The organism is Pseudomonas sp. SH10-3B (assembly GCF_019891415.1).
Classification (GTDB): domain Bacteria; phylum Pseudomonadota; class Gammaproteobacteria; order Pseudomonadales; family Pseudomonadaceae; genus Aquipseudomonas.
Window position 1 is genome coordinate 100,888 of record NZ_JAFLXD010000017.1, and the last position, 18,453, is coordinate 119,340.

The 18,453-nt window shown below is 63.7% G+C and carries 15 protein-coding genes; 12 read left to right on the forward strand and 3 right to left on the reverse strand.

Features of this window, described 5'->3' with window-relative positions:
• Positions 1-164 precede the first annotated feature (164 nt).
• From J1G35_RS15250 to fecE, 10 genes are all read left to right on the forward strand, one after another.
• The gene (locus tag J1G35_RS15250) at positions 165-833 is read left to right on the forward strand and encodes a GntR family transcriptional regulator (RefSeq protein ID WP_223015328.1); all 669 of its coding nucleotides are present in this window, start codon (positions 165-167) and stop codon (positions 831-833) included.
• Between the two features lie 64 nt (positions 834-897).
• Complete coding sequence (locus J1G35_RS15255; protein WP_223015329.1) at positions 898-1,704, forward strand: ABC transporter substrate-binding protein; 807 nt, start codon at positions 898-900, stop codon at positions 1,702-1,704.
• A gap of 12 nt (positions 1,705-1,716) precedes the next feature.
• Positions 1,717-2,493 carry an amino acid ABC transporter permease gene (locus J1G35_RS15260; RefSeq protein WP_015884889.1) on the forward strand — a complete coding sequence of 259 codons (777 nt, stop codon included), beginning with the start codon at positions 1,717-1,719 and terminating at the stop codon, positions 2,491-2,493.
• A gap of 2 nt (positions 2,494-2,495) precedes the next feature.
• On the forward strand, positions 2,496-3,275 hold the full coding sequence (locus tag J1G35_RS15265; RefSeq protein ID WP_053129053.1) for an amino acid ABC transporter ATP-binding protein: 780 nt from the start codon (positions 2,496-2,498) through the stop codon (positions 3,273-3,275).
• Positions 3,276-3,297: 22 nt separating this feature from the next.
• Complete coding sequence (locus tag J1G35_RS15270; protein ID WP_223015330.1) at positions 3,298-4,908, forward strand: gamma-glutamyltransferase family protein; 1,611 nt, start codon at positions 3,298-3,300, stop codon at positions 4,906-4,908.
• A 123-nt stretch (positions 4,909-5,031) separates the two neighbouring features.
• On the forward strand, positions 5,032-7,437 hold the full coding sequence (locus J1G35_RS15275) for a TonB-dependent receptor (protein ID WP_223015331.1): 2,406 nt from the start codon (positions 5,032-5,034) through the stop codon (positions 7,435-7,437).
• Positions 7,438-7,771: 334 nt separating this feature from the next.
• The gene (locus J1G35_RS15280; RefSeq protein WP_223015332.1) at positions 7,772-8,692 is read left to right on the forward strand and encodes a Fe(3+) dicitrate ABC transporter substrate-binding protein; all 921 of its coding nucleotides are present in this window, start codon (positions 7,772-7,774) and stop codon (positions 8,690-8,692) included.
• 2 nt (positions 8,693-8,694) lie between these two features.
• On the forward strand, positions 8,695-9,684 hold the full coding sequence (gene fecC / locus J1G35_RS15285) for an iron-dicitrate ABC transporter permease FecC (protein WP_223015333.1): 990 nt from the start codon (positions 8,695-8,697) through the stop codon (positions 9,682-9,684).
• Positions 9,681-10,649, forward strand: coding sequence for an iron chelate uptake ABC transporter family permease subunit (locus J1G35_RS15290; protein ID WP_223015334.1), 969 nt, complete (start codon positions 9,681-9,683; stop codon positions 10,647-10,649). Before fecC ends, J1G35_RS15290 begins: the two co-directional genes overlap by 4 nt.
• Before the next feature lie 4 nt (positions 10,650-10,653).
• A complete protein-coding gene (gene fecE, locus J1G35_RS15295) occupies positions 10,654-11,445 on the forward strand; it encodes a Fe(3+) dicitrate ABC transporter ATP-binding protein FecE (RefSeq protein ID WP_223015335.1) in 792 nt (263 codons plus the stop codon).
• A gap of 49 nt (positions 11,446-11,494) precedes the next feature.
• On the opposite strand, the gene J1G35_RS15300 is transcribed toward fecE, so the two are convergent.
• From J1G35_RS15300 to J1G35_RS15310, 3 genes are read right to left on the reverse strand one after another with little or no spacing between them, the layout of a single operon-like run.
• Complete coding sequence (locus tag J1G35_RS15300; protein WP_223015336.1) at positions 11,495-12,427, reverse strand: sulfonate ABC transporter substrate-binding protein; 933 nt, start codon at positions 12,425-12,427, stop codon at positions 11,495-11,497.
• Positions 12,424-13,755, reverse strand: a complete 1,332-nt coding sequence (locus J1G35_RS15305; protein WP_223015337.1) for an LLM class flavin-dependent oxidoreductase — start codon at positions 13,753-13,755, stop codon at positions 12,424-12,426. Before J1G35_RS15305 ends, J1G35_RS15300 begins: the two co-directional genes overlap by 4 nt.
• 1 nt (position 13,756) lies before the next feature.
• Complete coding sequence (locus J1G35_RS15310; protein ID WP_223015338.1) at positions 13,757-15,940, reverse strand: TonB-dependent receptor; 2,184 nt, start codon at positions 15,938-15,940, stop codon at positions 13,757-13,759.
• A gap of 209 nt (positions 15,941-16,149) precedes the next feature.
• On the opposite strand from J1G35_RS15310, the gene J1G35_RS15315 reads away from it, so the two are divergent.
• Both J1G35_RS15315 and J1G35_RS15320 read left to right on the forward strand, forming a co-directional pair.
• On the forward strand, positions 16,150-17,190 hold the full coding sequence (locus J1G35_RS15315; RefSeq protein ID WP_223015339.1) for a LacI family DNA-binding transcriptional regulator: 1,041 nt from the start codon (positions 16,150-16,152) through the stop codon (positions 17,188-17,190).
• Positions 17,191-17,252: 62 nt separating this feature from the next.
• Positions 17,253-17,867, forward strand: coding sequence for a TetR/AcrR family transcriptional regulator (locus tag J1G35_RS15320; RefSeq protein WP_053129086.1), 615 nt, complete (start codon positions 17,253-17,255; stop codon positions 17,865-17,867).
• Positions 17,868-18,453: the final 586 nt, after the last annotated feature.

Genomic DNA, 18,453 nt, shown 5'->3' on the forward strand with positions numbered 1-18,453 from the left:
TATTTGGTAGCAAGTTCCGGCGCAACAGGGTTCACGTCCCCGTCAGCTTTTTTCTTCTATTTCATCTGAATCAATCCCTTAGCCCGCATATCGATCACTTGGCACGCATCCTGCTTTTTTGTATCCGTGGATAATTGGATACAAAAATTCAAAAGGTGCTGCCGATGCAATTTGCCCCCGCTTACGTTGAACGCCAGCCCCTCACCGCGGAGGAGGAGGCCTACAACTTCTTGCTCGACGCCATTTGCGGCGGCCGCTACCGCAAGGGCGACCGCCTGATCGCCGAAGACATCGCCACCGAGATCGGCATGAGCCGCATGCCGGTGCGCGAAGCGTTTCGCCGCCTGGATGCCCAGGGCCTGGTGACCCTGCGCCCCAACCGTGGCGCTATCGTCAGCGGCCTGGATATCGACGAACTGCACGAGGTTTTCGAAATGCGCAGCGCGCTCGAAGGCCTGGCGGTGCGCGTCGCCGTCGGCCGTATCGGCGAGCGTCAACTGGCGGCGCTGGAACGCATGCTCGACGCGATGGACGACTACCGCGACGAGAGTGCCGCCTGGGTCAGCCGGCACCGCGCGTTCCATGAATACCTGTGCAGCCTCAGCGGCCGCCCACGCTTGATGAAGCAGATTTCGGCGCTGTACTCGCTGGTCGAGGCGCCCATGCGCTTGTGGTTGCAGCACGGCGAAAAACCCCTCAGCGCCCGCCAGGAACACGCCGTGATCCTCGATGCGATTCGCGCCGGTGACGCCGCCCGCGCCGAAGCCGTGGTGCGCGAACACATCGAAGGCACCGTGCCGGCACTGATCCAGTTCCTGCAAACCGAAAAATAAGAAAAAACTGCTGTGTTTTGACTTTAGTCCTGCCCCGTTATTCAACGAACTGGAGTGTCTGGTCATGCATAAATGCCGCGCCTTGCTGGTGGCTGTCTCCCTCGGTCTCTGCGCACAAGGGGCCGTTGCTGCGCCTCAAGTGCCGGATCGTCTGCAAAAAGTCGACAAACTTGTCTATTGCTCGGGGATGGATTCCCCGCCCTTGGTGTCTTTCGATGAAACCCAGAAACCGCGCGGGCTCACCGTCGACCTGGGCCTGGAAATCGCCAAGCGCCTGGGCGACAAGCAAGTGCAATGGCGGGTGATCCCGTTCTCTGGCCTGGTGCCGGCGTTGCTCGCCCAGCAGTGCGACATGATCGTCGACCAGTTGTTCGACAAACCCGAGCGGCGCCAGGTGATCGACATCGTCAACTACATGTACTCCAGCCAGGCGGTGGTGGTACCCAAGGGCAACCCCAAGGGGATCAAGACGCTGGATGACCTGTCCGCGCACAAAGTGGCGGTGCTCAACGGCTCCACCATCAAGACCCTGCTCGATACCCACAATGAAAGCCTCACCAAGGCCGGCAAGCCACCGATGAAACTGGTGGTCTACAACACCGACACCGACGCGTTCCAGGCCCTGCGCATCAGTCAGGTCGACGCCTACGGCACCACCGTGGAAACCGCCGGTTACTACGCCGCAATGGCCCCGGACCTGTTCCAGGAAGGCGTGCCGGCGTTCAGTCGCATCCTCACCGGGCTTGGCATGCGCAAGGACGACCCGCAACTCACTGCCGCCGTGCAGCAGATCATCAGCGACATGCGCAGCGATGGCAGCTATGTGCAATTGCTCAACAAATGGCATGTCAGCAGCGACACACTCGACTGAGGTTCTACAACAATGAATTTCAATTGGGATGTGTTCTGGCAGTACCTGCTGCAGCCTAGTGGGGTTTACCTCACGGGGCTGTGGCTGACCTGCCTGATCAGCGTACTGGCGATGCTGCTGGGCTGCGCGCTGGGGCTGGCGGCGGCGCTGTTGCGCTTGTCGAAGAACCCGCTGTTGCATCTGCCGGTGCGTTTTTATGTGTGGCTGATGCGCGGCACGCCGTTGCTGGTACAGATCGTGTTTCTGTACACGGCACTGGCGGCGGGCGGGATTTTCCGCTTTGAGGATATCGAGCTGTTCGGCTTGATCGTCCCCGGCAATATCCAGGCGGCGATCATTGCCCTGGGCCTCAACGAAGGCGCGTATATGGCCGAGATCATCCGTGCCGGTATCGGTGCGGTAGACAAGGGCCAATATGAAGCCGGGCGCTCCCTGGGCATGGGCTTCGCCAAGTTGATGCGGCGCATCGTGCTGCCCCAGGCGTTCCGGGTGATCGTGCCGCCGCTGGGCAATGAGTTCAACGTGATGCTCAAGAACACCACCCTGGTCAGCGTGATCGGTGTGCAGGAGTTGCTGCTCAGCACCCAGATGATCACCTCGGCGACCTTCCGCGTGTTTGAGCTGTACCTGGTGGTCGCCCTGTATTTCCTGACGCTGACCACGCTCTGGGGCTTTTTCCAGCGCTGGCTCGAAACCCGCTTCAGCCAGTCCGACCGGCCTTCCGCGCCGCCACCGGCAGCCAGCCGTATGTTCGGGCGCAGCACCCTGAAACTGCTGAGGGGACGATAACCATGGCGCACCAAAGTGAAGAACTGATCATTGAAGCACTGGATATTCAGAAGTCGTTCGGCGAGTTGCAGATCCTCAAGGGCATCTCGCTGCAAGTACGGCGCGGCGAAGTGGTAGTGCTGATCGGCGCCTCGGGCTCCGGCAAGACCACCTTTATCCGCTGCATCAACCTGCTGGAAGACATCCAGGGCGGGCGCATCCGCGTCAACGGCCGCGCCATGGGCTATCGCGAGCGCAGCGACGGCAGCCTGGTGCGCGATTCGGAGCGCAACATCGCCCGCCAGCGTCGCGACATCGGCATGGTGTTCCAGCGCTTCAACCTGTTCCCCCATATGACGGCGTTGGAAAACATCATCGAAGCGCCGATCCAGGTCCTCGGCACACCACGTGCCGAAGCGCTGGAACAGGCGCGTGGCCTGCTGGCGCGGGTGGGCCTGGCGGACAAGGCCAGCCATTACCCGTCGATGCTCTCCGGCGGCCAGCAGCAACGGGTCGCCATCGCCCGCGCCCTGGCGATGAAACCCCAGGCCATGCTGTTCGACGAACCCACCAGCGCCCTCGACCCGGAAACCGTCGGCGAAGTGCTGCAGGTGATGAAAGAGCTGGCCGAGGAGGGCATGACCATGGTGGTGGTCACCCATGAAATGGGCTTTGCCCGTGAAGTGGCGGACCGCGTGGTGGTACTCGACCAGGGCGAACTCATCGAACAAGGGCCGCCGGAACAGATCTTCAGCCACCCCAGCCACCCGCGTACCCGGGCGTTTCTCAGCCGCGTGTTATGACTTTTTTTGAAGAGCCTCTGCCATGTTGAAATTTTCTGCTCACGAGTACCCCTATCCGTCGCAGCGCCAGAGCGTATTTGCCCGTCGTGGCATGGTCGCTGCGTCCCAACCCCTGGCTGCCCAGGCCGGTATCGAGATCATGCAAAAGGGCGGCAACGCCATCGACGCGGCCATCGCCACGGCGGCGGCGCTCACGGTGGTGGAGCCCACCGGCTGCGGCCTGGGCGGCGATGCGTTTGCCTTGGTGTGGTGCAAGGGCCAGTTGCATGGCCTGAACGGCAACGGTCATGCGCCAGCCGCCCTGAGTATCGAGGCGGTCAAGTCCGCCGGGCACGACCGGATGCCGCTGTACGGCTGGACCCCAGTGACCGTGCCCGGCTGCCCATCGGCCTGGGCGGAGCTGTCGCAACGCTTCGGCAAGCTACCGTTTGCCGAGTTGCTGCAACCCGCCATCAGCCTGGCCCGCGAGGGTTTCCCGCTGTCACCGGTGGTTGCCCATCAATGGCAGATCTCCTTGAACGAATTCAGCCCGCACCGCGATGAAGTGCTGCAAGCCTGGTTCGACACGTTCCTCATCGATGGGCGCGCACCCCAAGCGGGCGAGATCTTCCGCAACCCGGCCCAGGCACGCACCCTGGAAGAACTGGCCGCCAGCCGTTGCGAAAGCCTGTATCGCGGTGACCTGGCCGCACGCCTGGACGCCCATTCACGCGCCACCGGTGGTTACCTGCGCGCCAGTGACCTCAAGGATTACCGCGCACAGTGGGTGGACCCGATCCACATCAATTATCGCGGCGTCGACGTCTGGGAAATTCCGCCGAGCGGCCAGGGCCTGGTGGCGCTGATGGCGCTGAAAATCCTCGAAGGCTTCAGCTTCGATCACCGCGACAGCCAACAGACCTGGCATCGCCAATTGGAGGCGATGAAGCTCGCCTACAGCGACGGCCTGCACTACATCACCGACCCTCTGCACATGCGCGTGGCAGTGGCCGACCTGCTCAGCGACGACTACAGCGCGCGCCGCCGCATCCAGATCGGCGAACAGGCGCAGCCGCCCAAGCCCGGTGACCCGCACGCCAGCGGCACGGTGTACCTGGCCACGGCAGACGCCGAAGGCAATATGGTCTCGTTCATCCAGAGCAACTACCACGGCTTCGGCTCCGGCGTGGTGTTGCCCGACAGCGGCATCGCGCTGCAGAACCGTGGGCAGGAATTCAGCCTCGACCCGACCCACGCCAACTGCCTGGCAGCGGGCAAGAAAACCTTCCACACCATCATCCCCGGCTTCCTCACCAAAGACGGCCAAGCCCTTGGCCCGTTCGGCGTGATGGGTGGCTATATGCAGCCCCAGGGCCACGTGCAGATGGTGATGAACCTGGTGGACTTCGGCCTCAACCCCCAGGCCGCACTGGATGCGCCGCGCTGGCAATGGCTGGGCGACATGAAGGTCGGCATCGAGCAGGGCGCCTCCCGCGACCTGGCCAATGCCCTGGCCCGGCGTGGTCACCAGGTGCAGATCGCCAGCGACCTCACCGACTACGGCCGTGGGCAGATCATCCTGCGCGACCCGGTCAGCGGCGTGCTGTGCGGCGGCACCGAACCGCGTGCGGATTCGCATATCGCGGTATGGTAACCAGGGCAGGGCATGGCGCCGCCATTGCCCTGCCATTTTTGAAAAAAGTTGGTCGAAGCCTGTCCCCTTTTTTCACCTCGCCTGTCATTCCAGGCAAGTGAACAAAATCGAGAGCTTCTTCCAATGCCCGCCGTCCTCCCTTTGCGCTTGCGCCCGTTGCTCAAACTGAGCCTGATGCTGAGCCTCAGCGCCAGCCCGTTGTTCGTCCCCGTCAGCTATGCCGAAGACAGCGCCGCGCGCCGCAGCTACCAGGTGCCTGCCGGCAGCCTGAGCGCGGCGTTGACCCGTTTTGCCGGGCTGTCGGGGGTCAACCTGTCGGTGGACCCGGCGCTGGTCAGCGGGCGCAGCAGCAGTGGTTTATCCGGCGAATACGGTGTGGAAGAAGGCTTTGCCCGCTTGCTGCAAGGCTCCGGCCTGCAGTTGCAGCCCATGGGTGAGCAAGCGTACATGCTGGTGCCGATGCCGGAGGGCGGCAGCCTGGAACTGGCGCCCACGTCGATTCTCGGTACCACCGGCCTGTACGACGGCGACACCTACGCCGGTGGCCAGGTGGCGCGACGTGGTTCGCAAGGCTTGTTGGGCACCCGTGACTTCATGGAAACGCCGTTCAGCATGACCACCTACACCCAGGACGCGGTGAAAAACCAACAGGCGCGCACCCTCGGCGACCTGATCGCCAGCGACCCGTCGGTACGCGCCACCAACCCGGCCGGTGGGCGTTACGAGCAGTTCACCATTCGCGGTTTCAGCCTGTTCAACAGTGATGTGTCATACAACGGCCTGTACGGCGTGCTGCCGACCTACACCATCGACATGGAAATGGCCGACCGCGTCGACATCTTCAAAGGCCCCACCCAGTTGATCAACGGCATCTCGCCGCGCGGCAGCGTCGGCGGTGGGATCAACGTGGTGCCCAAGCGCGCCACCGACAAGGACATCACCTCGTTCACCGGCACCTGGGCCTCCGACAGCCAGGCCGGTGGCGCGGTGGATGTGGGCCGGCGCTTTGGCGAAGACAACAAGTTCGGCCTGCGCTTCAACGGCGTGAAGCAGTCCGGCGATACCGAATGGGACCACCAGAGCGTCGACCGTGAGATGGCCGTGCTGGGCCTGGATTTTCGTGGCGAGCGCCTGCGCCTTTCCACCGATATCGGCCGCACCGAGCGCGATACCGATGCGCCGCAGGAGCGTGTGCAAGTCGCGGCTGCCGCGCCGGTGCCCAGCGCCAACGATGTGCGCCGCAACTATGCGCAGTCCTGGAGCAAGGCCCGCACCAAGGACACCTTCGGTACGGTGAATGCCGAATATGACCTCAGCGATTCGGTGATGCTCTACGGCGGTGTCGGCGCGCGTAAAAGTAACCACGAGTTCCTGCGCCATGCGGTCTCGGTCAGCAACGCAGCCGGCGCGTTCACCGTCTCGCCGCGGGATTTCACCCGCGATGAAAACGTGCGCACCGCCACGGCCGGCGTGCGTAACTGGTTCCACACCGGGCCGGTGAGCCATGAGGTCAACCTGGCCGCCAGCTACTTCTATATGGACTTCACCAACGGCGGTGCGCGTTATGCCAACGCATCGAGCAACCTCTACAACCCCGTGCAAACCCCGACCCCGTCTGTGGCCACGCGCCAGGATGCGAAGGTGTATACCGAAAACAAATTCAGCGGCGTGGCCTTGTCCGACACCCTGGGCTTCTTCGATGACCGCCTGCTGTTGACCCTCGGCGCGCGCTGGCAGCGAGTCATCGTGGACGACTGGAGCAACGGCATCAAAGGCGACACCAACTACGATGAAGAAAAGATCTCGCCTTCGGGCGGCCTGCTGTTCAAAGCCACCGACAAGCTGTCGCTGTACGCCAACTATATGGAAGGGTTGAGCCAGGGCAAGATCGCACCATCTACGTCGCGCAACGAAGACCAGATCTTCCCGCCCTTTATCAGCCGCCAGGTGGAAGTCGGCGCCAAGTACGACGCGGGCGCCTTCGCCGTCACCGCCGCAGTGTTCCGCATCAAGCAACCGGCCTACGAGACCAACGCCACTTCGCAGCTGTTCGGCCCCAACGGCAAACGCCAGAACACCGGTGCGGAGCTGAGCGTGTTCGGCGAACCGCTCAAGGGCGTGCGCCTGCTCGGCGGTGTGATGTACATCGACAGCAAACTAAAGGACACCACCAACGGCACCTGGGACGGCAACCGCGCGCCGGCCACGCCCAAATACAACGTCAACCTCGGTGCCGAGTGGGACGTACCGACCCTCGAAGGCCTGACCCTGACCAGCCGTGGCATCCACTCCAGCTCCCAATACCTGGACCAGTCCAACGTCAAGGAAATCGACGCCTGGAACCGCATCGACGTCGGCGCCCGCTACGCCTTCAAGGTCGATGACAAGCACATCACCCTGCGGGCGAATGTGGAGAACGTCGCCGACAAGCGCTATTGGAGTTCGGCCGGCGCGTCGGATGACAGCGAGCCGGGGCTGACCTTGTCGACCCCGCGCACCTACCTGCTGTCTGCCACCGTCGACTTCTAGACGCGGATTAAAAATGTGGAAGGGGGCTTGCCCCCGATTGCCATAGGTATCTACACAACTTTCAGAGACTGGCGAGTTCCCCTGTGGCGAGCGGGCTTGCCCCGCGTTGGGCTGCGAAGCGGCCCCAATCAAGTCAAATGCGGTGTGTCAGGTACTCCTCAGCGAATGGTCTTGGGGCTGCTACGCAGCCCAACGCGGGGCAAGCCCGCTCGCCACAGGAGGCGAGGCGTTAGTTAATGAGAATGTTTTTTGATCACGCCGCCCCAATATGGAATAGTACCCGCCGTTTTCCCCAGCCCGTCGAGTTGGGGTGTTTTAACGCCGAGGTACCTCCATGCGATTGCTGCGCTCCATCCCCACCCTTGCCGCCTGCCTGCTGGCGTTCTCTTCCAGCCTGCTGAGCGCTGCCCCCATCGACCTCAATGACGGCCAGCACGCGGTGCATCTGCCCGATGCGCCCAAGCGTGTGGTGGTGTTGGAGTTCTCTTTTCTCGACAGCCTCGCCGCCGTGGACGTCACCCCCGTCGGCGCCGCCGATGATGGCGACGCCAATCGCGTGCTGCCGCGTGTGCGTCAGGCCATCGGCCAGTGGAAATCCGTGGGCCTGCGCTCACAACCGAGCATCGAAGAAATCGCGCGGCTCAAGCCGGACCTGATCGTTGCCGACCTCAACCGCCATCAGGCGCTGTACAGCGACTTGGCGAGCATTGCGCCAACCCTGTTGCTGCCGTCGCGCGGTGAGGATTACGAGGGCAGCCTCAAGTCCGCTGAGCTGATCGGCAAGGCCTTGGGCAAAAGCCCGCAGATGGAAGCCCGCATCGCACAAAACCGCGAAAACCTGAAGAAAATCGCCCAGCAGATCCCCGCCGGTGCCAGCGTGTTGTTCGGTGTCGCCCGTGAAGACAGCTTCTCCGTGCACGGCCCGGACTCCTACGCCGGCAGCGTGCTGCAAGCCATCGGCCTGAAAGTGCCGTCGGTGCGCGCCAACGCCGCGCCGACCGAATTCGTTAGCCTGGAACAACTGCTCGCCCTCGATCCAGGTTGGCTGCTGGTCGGCCATTACCGCCGCCCGAGCATCGTCGACAGCTGGAGCAAGCAGCCGCTGTGGCAAGTGTTGGGCGCGGTGCGCAACCAGCAGGTGGCCGAAGTGGACGGTGACAGCTGGGCGCGCAACCGTGGTGTGTTGGCCTCGGAGCAGATCGCCGAGGACGCCCTGGCGATCCTCAAGGGCGGCAAAGCCGTACTGAGTCAATAAGCATGGGCCGTGGTTTGGCCGCAGCCGGCATCGTGGTGCTGGGTGCCGTGTTGTTCTGGCTGTCGTTGTACAGCTGGTCGCCGTTCACCCTCACGGCGGCCGACGCCTGGAATGGCCTGGTGCATCAGGGCAGCGTGGGCGGCAATATGGCCTATATCGTCGCCCAGTTGCGCGTGCCGCGTGCGGTGTGCGCGGCATTGGTGGGCGCCTGCCTGGGCCTGGCTGGGGCGCTGATGCAGGGCATCACCCGCAACCGCCTGGCATCGCCGTCGCTGTTCGGCGTGACGGCAGGCGCGGCGTTGGGGCTCGCGTTGTTTTCCACCGGGTTGGTCGCACCGCCGTTTGCCGGCGCTGCCTTGCTGATGACCTGCCTGGGCGGCGCACTGGCCTGGATCACAGTGTTCAGCCTCGGTGGCGCCTGGTCGCCGGCCACGGCCCAAGGTCGCCTGGTGTTGGCCGGGGTGGCCGTCGCCGCGTTGTGTGCTGCCTTGACCCGGCTCACGGTGATCCTGGTCGAGGCCCAGGCGCAAAGCGTGCTCAATTGGCTGGCCGGTTCCCTGGCCAACGTCGGTGCGGCCCAGGTGCAATTGCTCTGGCCGTGCACCTTGATCGGCGGCCTGTGGGCGCTGTGGTGTGCGCCGCGCTTGAACCTGATCAACCTCGGCGAAGACGCCGCGCGCTCGTTGGGCGTGGGCATTGCCAGCCTGCGTTTGCAGGTGTTCGTCGCCAGCCTGTTGCTGGTGGGGGCGAGTGTCTGCGCGGTCGGGCCCATCGGCTTTGTCGGGTTGATCGCGCCGAATATCCTTCGCCAGTTTCTCGGTAATGACTACCGCTGGCTGATCCCGCTGAGTGCCGCCCTAGGCGCAGTGATCGTGCTGGGCGCCGACCTGCTCAGCCGCGCCGTGGCGTTCCCGGTGGAAACCCCGGCCGGGGTGGTCACGGCACTGATTGGTGCACCATTCTTCCTCTTTCTCGCCAGGCGCGCCCTATGACCCAGCCACGATTGCGCCTTTGGCTGCTGCTCGGTTTGTTGCTGCTGGCGACTTTCGTCAGCCTCAGCGCCGGCACCCTGTGGCTCACGCCCGAAACCGTGCTGGAGCGCCTGCTGGCCCATGACGCCCTCGACTTTGAAGTCTGGAACCACCGCCTGCCACGCAGCCTGATCGCGATCCTCGCCGGCTGCGCATTCGGCCTGGCCGGGGCGATTGTGCAGGGCGTGATTCGCAACCCGCTGGCCTCGCCGGAGATCCTCGGTGTCACCCAAGGTGCGGGGCTCGCGCTGACCGTGGCGATCATCAGCTGGCCGCACCTGCCGATTGCCTGGCTGCCCCTGGTGGCCTGCCTGGGCGGCGCCGGTGGTGCGTTGCTGTTGGCGCTGTACAACACCGGTGTGAGTTTTTCCGGCGTGCGTTTTGCGCTGTCCGGGGTGGCGATTGCGGTGACCTTGTCCAGCGTCACCGAGTTTCTGATCCTGTCCCACCCGCTGGACATCAACACCGCCTTGCTCGCGCTCACTGGCAGCCTGTGGAGCCGCAACTGGCACCATGTAGCGCTGGTGCTGCCGTTCCTGGTGTTGATCCCGCTGGGGCTGTGCCTGGCCAAACCGCTGAACCTGATCGCCCTCGGCGATGAGGCGGCCCACAGCCTGGGCACCGCACTGAACCGCACACGCTGGCTGGCGATGGCCTGCGCGGTGCTGCTCACCAGCCTGGGCGTGGGCGTGATCGGGCCGATCGGCTTTATCGGCCTGGTCGCACCGCATATGGCACGGCGCCTGGTCGGTGGGCATAACCAGTACCTGCTGCCGGCGGCGATGCTGATCGGCGCGCTGTTACTGGTGCTGGCCGACACCCTCGGACGCACGTTGATCGCACCCAGCGAAATCCCCGCCGGGGTGCTTACGGCGGTGATTGGCGCACCGTATTTTCTTTGGTTGCTGGCACGGTTCAAGGGCTGATGACATGAGTATTCTTCAAGCACGCGCGCTGGATATCGGCTACGGCGCCACACCCATCGTGCAGGGGCTGTCGTTCACGCCGCCGACGGGAAAAGTCACCGCGTTGATCGGCCCCAATGGCTGCGGCAAGTCCACCTTGCTCAAGGCGTTTGCGCGCATCCTCAAGCCCACGCAAGGTGAGCTGAGCCTGGATGGCCAGGCCTACGCCAGCCTGTCCGCCCGCCAACTGGCCCGGCACATTGCATTCCTGCCCCAAGTGCTGCCGGTGCCCGAAGGCGTCAGCGTGCGCCAGTTGGTCGCCTACGGCCGCAGCCCGCACAACTCGCTGTGGGGACGCCTGAGCGGCAATGACCAGGCCCATGTGACCCAAGCCATGCAACGCCTGGAGCTCGACAACCTGGCCGACCGCGCCCTGGCGGACCTGTCCGGCGGCCAGCGTCAACGCGCCTGGCTGGCCATGGTCCTGGCACAGAACGCCCCCGTGGTGCTGCTCGACGAACCCACCACCTACCTCGACATCAGCCACCAGGTCGAACTGCTCGACCTGATGGGCGAACTGGCCGCCGAAGGCAAGACCGTGATCACCGTGCTCCACGACATCAACCAGGCCTGCCGCTACGCCGACCACCTGGCGGTGATGCACGCCGGCAAACTGGTGGCCGATGGCGCGCCGGCACAGGTGATCAGTGCCGAGTTGATGCGCCAGGTGTTTGAGGTGCAGGTACAGATCATGAGCGAACCGGTGGCCGGCACCCCCATGTGCCTGATCGAAAAAAGCACCCGCACCCAAGCCTGACGCGGTCAAAAAATGTGGGAGGGGGCAAGTCCCCTCCCACATTAGGATCTCAGTCGGCTTTGGAATTCCACACGGCCTTCTTCACTTCGATGGCCTTGGGCAACAACCGATTCTGGAAAAACAGATCCGCCGTCGCCTGCTGCGCCTGAATGATCCCCTCATCAATCGGCAAAATCGGCGAAGGCGGGCGGTTGTCCATGTAGCGTGCAACCACGTCGGCGGGCAGGCCCATGAAGTCGGTCAGTACGTTCAGGCTGTCTTCGCGCTGGCTGCGGGTGAGGGCTTCGGCGGCGGTGAGTTCGTCGAGCAGGTCATGGATAAACGCCCCGTTGTCCCGCGCATACTCGCGCCTGGCGGTGTACACCGGACCCGACAAACCCAAGCCTTCGCCATTGGCCAGCACATGGCTGGGGCTCTGGCTCAAGGCGAGTGACGAGTAGGGTTCCCAAATCGCCCAGGCATCGACGCTGCCTTGTTCGAACGCCGCTCGTGCATCGGCCGGGGGCAGGTACACCGGTTGGATGTCCTTGTAGCTCAGGCCGGCGTTGTTCAGCGCGCGCAGGATCAGGTTGTGGGAGCTGGAACCCTTCTGGAACGCCACTTTCTTACCCTTGAGGTCCGCGACCGAATGCAGCGGGCTATCGTTGCGCACCAGGAGAGTCTCGGCGCTGGGCTTGGGCGGTTCGGCGCCGATGTAGACCAGGTCGGCCCCGGCGGCTTGGGCGAACAGCGGCGGGATGTCGCCGGTGGAACCCACGTCCAGTGCCCCCACGTTCAGCGCTTCAAGCATCTGCGGGCCGGCGGGGAACTCGATCCACTTCACCTGCGTCTTCGGGAAACGCTTTTCCAGCAAGTCATGTTGCTTGGCGAGTACCAGGGCGATGGAACCCTTTTGGTAGCCGATACGCAGGGTGGCGGGGTCGGCGGCCAGTGCGGTTTGCGTCACGGCCAGCAGGGCCAGGATCAGTGCGGGGATTTTCATGCTCTAGCCTCTGTAAAACGATGGGCCGGGCGCGCCAGGCCGAGGTTTTCGCGCAAGGTGGAACCGCTGTATTCTGTGCGAAACAGGCCGCGCCGCTGCAACTCGGGTACCACCCATTGCGCGAAGTCTTCCAACCCACCCGGCAAGTGCGGCACCAGGATATTGAAGCCATCGGCCGCGCCGTTTTCGAACCAGTTTTGCAGCTCATCGGCAATCTGTGCGGGCGTGCCGATCAGGCTGTAATGCCCCCGGCCACCGGCAATTCGCCGGCCCAATTGCGCGAGGTTCAGTTGCTCACGGTTGGCCAAGTCGCTCAGCAGTTGCTGGCGACTGCGTTGCCCGCTGTCGGTCAACGGCAGCTCCGGCAACGGCCCGTCCAGCGGATAGCCGGACAGGTCGAAATTACCCAGCATGCGCCCCAGCAATGCGACACCCACCTGCGGTTCCACCAGCGCCTGGAACGCCTCGAATTTGGCCTGGGCCTCGGCCTCCGTCGCCCCGACCACCACAAACACGCCGGGCATGATTTTCAGCGAATCCGGCCCGCGCCCGTACAGGCTCAGGCGGCCCTTGAGGTCGGCATAAAACGCCTGGGCATTGGCCCGCGAGGTCTGTGCGGTAAACACCACCTCGGCGGTCTGCGCCGCCAGCTCACGGCCGGCTTCGGACGAGCCGGCCTGCACGATCACCGGCTGGCCCTGGGGCGAGCGCGCCACATTCAGCGGGCCCTTGACCCGGAAGTGTTCGCCCACATGGTCCAGCACATGCAGCTTCGCCGGGTCGTAATAGTTGCCGCTGGCCTTGTCGCGCACAAAGGCATCGTCTTCCCAGCTGTCCCACAGCCCGGTCACCACCTGATGAAACTCCTTGGCGCGGCTGTAGCGTTCGCCATGGCCGAGGTGTTCGTCGCGGCCAAAATTCTGCGCTTCGGCGGCGTTGTCCGAGGTCACCAGGTTCCAGCCCGCGCGGCCGCCGGACAGGTGATCCAGCGAGGCGAACTTGCGCGCCACATGATAGGGCTCGTTGTAGCTGGTGGTCGCCGTGGCGATCAGGCCGATGTTATCGGTCACCGCACTCAGCGCCGAGAGCAGGGTGAGCGGCTCGAAATGATCCGAGCGCGCCATATGGCTGGCGATCTCACCGGTGGCGGCGGCGATGCTGTCGGCCACGAACAGCGCATCGAACTTCGCCGCTTCGGCCACCCGCGCCAGGTGTTTGTACTGGGCGAAATCCAGCCCGGCATCCGCCGGCACGTCCGGGTGGCGCCAGGCGGCGACATGGTGCCCGGTGGCCATGAGAAAGGCGCCGAGTTTCAGTTGACGGCTCATGCTAGAAATCCTTGCGCAGTTGCACGCCGAAGTAACGCTCATCGTCACGGGGTACGGCGCGGTAGATGTAGTTGCCGCCACTGGCCAGCAGCGGTGAGTAGGACTTGTCGGCGAGGTTCTTGGCCAGCAACGCCACGCGCCAGCCGTTGGTGTAGTCGGCCAGGGCCACGCTGGCGTTCCAGATGCCATAGGCGCCTTGCTTGGTGTCGACGTTCTGGCTGATGTCGTACTGCACTTCGCTCTGCCAGCTGTAGTCGGTGCCCAGTTCGATGTCCAGGCCGTTATCCAGCGGGATCGTGTAGTCGGCGCGCACGTAGCTTTTCCAGTCGGGGCTGAAGGGCAGTGGCTTGCCATTCACGTTGCACGTCGCTGCTGCGCCCGCCGGGCAGGCGAACTCATCGATGCGCGCACGGGTGTAGGCCAGGGCGCCGGAGAGCTTGAGTTGCTGGGTGGCCTGCAGGGCGTAATCCAGCTCGACGCCTTCGGTGCTGACGCTGCCGGCGTTGATCAGGCGAGTCACGACCTGGCCGGCGACGGTGTCGAAAAAGTTCGCCTGGTAGTTGTCGTAATCGCTGTGGAATACCGCCAGGTTGGTGGTCAGGCGGTTGTTCCAAGCGGTGGCCTTGATCCCGGCTTCCCAGGTGTTGGAGGTTTCCGGCTTGAGCGCATCGGTGTCGCGCGGTTGCATATTGAAGAACACGTTGTAGGCCGGGCCCTTGTAGCCGCGCGAGTAGGTCAGGTAGCTGGTGACGCTGTCGCTGATGTCGTACTGCACCCCGAGGCGACCGGACCAGCCGTCTTCGTCCACCGAGCCGGAGCTGGAGGTGGCTGGTTGAATCCCGCTGACCGTGGTGGCCGAGGTGGAGACGCGACGGTGATCGTATTTCAGGTCATCGTGGGTGTAGCGCAGACCGGCGATGCCACGAAAGCGCGAGGTGAAATTCAGCGTGGTCTCGCCGAACACCGCGTAGCTGTCGCTGGTGGTGCTGTAGTCGGCGATACCACGGTCGGTGCGCGTGGTGGTCGTGAGCGTGCGCTGATAGGTTTCCTCGTCCTTGCCGTGCATGTAGAACAGGCCGCCGACGTATTCCAGGAACTCACCCTTGGGCGAGGCCAGGCGCAGTTCCTGGGAGTATTGGTCGAAGGCCAGCTCGCCCTTGTCGGCGGTGCCGGGGAAGGCGGCGGTCACTGTGCCGAGGCGGTCGCCGTCCTGGTACTGGGTGTTGTCCCAGCCGCGCCAGGCGGTGATCGAGGTCAGGGTGTAGTCGCCGAGGTTCCAGTCCAACTGAGCGGACAAGCCTTTGTTGGTGTCTTCGACATGGCTGCGCGTATCGGTGTTGATGTCGCGGTTGTCGCTGGAGGCGCGCACCGGGCTCAAGGCATTGGTGAAGGCCGGGCTCAGGGACTTGCTGACCACGCCATTCGGCGCGTCGTCGTGGGACTGCATGTAGTCGGCGATCAGGGTCAGTTTCACGTCATCGTTGGGGGTGAATTCCAGCTTGCCGCGGATGCCCTTGTGGTTGTAGCCGTTGACCTCCTGGCCGTTGTGCTGGTTATCGACGTTACCGTCGTAGCTGCCGAACAGCGTGCTGATCGAGCCTTTGAGCACATCCGGCACCAGGCTGCCGCCGATGCCGAAACGGGTGCGGCTTTCATTGCCGCTGTAGTACGCCTGGTCGATATAGCCGTGGGTCTCGGCGGTGGGCGCCTTACTGGTGATGTTGAGCACGCCGGCCGAGGCGTTCTTGCCGAACAAGGTGCCTTGCGGGCCGCGCAGCACTTCGATGCGTTCCAGGTCCAGCAGGTCGAGGGTGGCCTGGCCGGGGCGCGCGTAGACCACGCCGTCGATCACCGTGGCCACCGTCGGCTCCACGCCAGGAGAGGTGGAAATGGTGCCCACGCCGCGCACGAACAGCGAGGTGTCCTTGTTCGAGGCGCCGGTGCGGAAGTTCAGCGACGGCACTTGCTGGGCGATGCTTGCGACGCCGTTGCGGTTGTCGCGCTCCAGTTGTTCGCCGTCCAGCACCGAGACCGCCACCGGGACTTTTTGCAGTGACTCTTCACGCCGGGTGGCGGTGACCGTCACCGCTTTGAGCGTGGGCTCCTGTTCGTCAGCGGCAAAGGCGCCGGGCACGGGGAGGGCGGTCAGACCGGCGAGAAGGAATAAGTGCGTGTGCCTGTGCATGGTGTGTTCGCTCGAAAAAATGCCCTGAACCGCTGCGGTTCTTACGACCGTCAGCGCCTGTGAAAACTGTCGTGGGCATTCGCTTGAGCGAGTAGCAGACAGCGCGCTTTGTTAGCGCTAACATCGGCATTATTGGTAGCTCGGGTTTAGAGCGTCAAAGACTTAAAAATTATTCCTATATTCTTTTTGGTTGTTAGCAGGATGATCCCGTGAGCGAAGAGAAACCGCGCAAGCGTCGTGGCGCCGGGCGCGTCACCTTGAACACTGTGGCCCGCCAGGCCGGGGTGTCGGCCATCACCGTGTCGCGCTATTTCAACCAGCCGGAGCAGGTCTCGCCCGAGCGTCGTGAGCGCATCGCCGAGGTGGTGGCCGAGCTGGGTTATGTGCCCAACCTGGTGGCCGGCGGGCTGGCGTCGGCGCGGGGGCGGATCGTGGCGATGGTGATCCCGAACATCTCGGGGCCGATCTTTGCCAACACGATCCAGGGCTTCAGCGACACCCTCAGCCGTCACGGTTATCAGCTGTTGCTGGCATCCAGCTACTTCAGCGCCGAGCAGGAAGAAAGCGCGGTGCGCGCGTTCCTCGGCTGGTCGCCGGCGGCGCTGGTGCTGACCAGCCGCTTCCACAGCGCGGGCACCGACAAGATGATCGCCGACGCCGATATTCCGGTGGTGGAAACCTGGGACTACGTGCCCGAACGCGCGCCGGTGCAGATCGGTTTTTCCCACTACGATGTCGGCGTCACGGCCGCGCGCTACCTGCATGGCAAGGGCTATCGGCGCTTGGCCTTCGTGCAGAACAGCGCCACGGGCGACTTCAGCGCGCTGGAGCGCGGTGATGGGTTTGCCGCGACCCTGATCGAACTGGGTGTACAGCCCCGGGTCTTCGTCCCGGACGCCGACAGCGCGCCCTTCGAAGCCGGCAAGCAGGCGATGGAAGCCTTGATGAGCCACGCCACCCCGCCCGACGCGATCTTCTTCGCCAATGACAACCTCGCCGCCGGTGGTTTGCTGGCGGGGCAGCGCGCCGGGCTGAAGATCCCACAGGATTGCGCCGTGCTCGGGTTTGGCGATTATCCGTTTGCCGAAATGCTGTTGCCGAGCCTCAGCACCATCAAGCCGCCCGCCTTGGAAATCGGTGTGCTGGCGGCCACGCGGGTGCTGGAAAGCCTCGGGGTCGTGCCGGTGGAGGATGAAGTCCAGCGTTTGAACCTGTTGGACTGCCGCCTGATCGAACGGGAAAGCGCCTGAGCTTTATTTGCGGCCCAGGGGCAATTTGGATACGGTGCAAGCCTGCCCACAAGGATGTCCCCATGACCGAGCTCGCCCCCAAGACCCGCCGCGCCCCAAAAGGTGAAAAACGCCGCGAAGAGCTGCTGGACGCGGCCTTGCAGGTGTTTTCCCTGGAAGGTTACAGCGGTGCGTCAGTGGCCAAGGTGGCGGCCATTGTCGGTATTTCCGTGGCCGGTGTGCTGCATCACTTCCCCAGCAAAATTTCACTATTGATGGGCGTGCTGCAACGTCGCGATGAGGTCAATCAACGAATCGCCGATGAAGTACGCGCCGAAAAGTCCCTGAGCGGATTGCTCGGCAGCCTGCGCGCGATCAACCGTTCGAACGCCACCGCGCCGGGGGTGGTGCGGGCGTTTACCATTTTGAATGCCGAAAGTCTGCTCGACACCCAGCCGGCGTGGGCGTGGTTCCAGGAGCGTTATGCGGGGATCCAGCGGCGCTTGCAGGGGCAGTTTGCCGACCTGGTCGCAGCGGGGGAGGTGCGCAGCGATGTGGACATCGCCGGGCTGGTGGAAGAAATCCTGGCCATGATGGATGGCCTGCAGATCCAGTGGCTGCGCTTTCCGGAGCAGGTGGACCTGGTGGCGCGGTTTGACAGCTACATCGCGCGGGTCGAGGCAGCCATCAGAACCTGAGTTGAACACTGTCAACATGTGGGAGGGGGCTTGCCCCCGATGGCGGTCTCTGGGCCGGCCATGTGCTGGGGTTGGAATGAGTACATATCCGTTGCTGCGGTAACGGCTACTTAGGGTTCCGCTCTTACAGCGGGTCACTTTTAGAAGAGCGCCAAAAGTAACCAAAAACGCTTCGCCCCACCACTCGGCACCTCGCCCAGGCTCGGTGTGCCCGTAATCCGACAGTGATGTGGGGGGCCGCCGCCACGCGCCATCCATGGCGCGGGGCGGCTAAACCGGCATCCCAGCCGGTTTACCCCCCAAATCACTATCGAATTCCGGCCAGCGTGGTTAACGGGGCGCCTGAGATCAAGATCAAGATCAAGATCAAGATCAAGATCAAAAGCAAGATCAAGATCAAAAGCAAGATCAAGATCAAGGGCGGCTCGCTTCGCATCGTGGTTAGCGTTGGCTGCTACACAGTTGTGTAGATACCCATGCTCATCGGGGGCAAGCTGAACTGGCCTAATGATTTTGGACACTTCAATCGGGCGCTATGATAGCGCCCAAATCTGAGGTGTTTGGTTATGCGTAAATCTTATTCGAG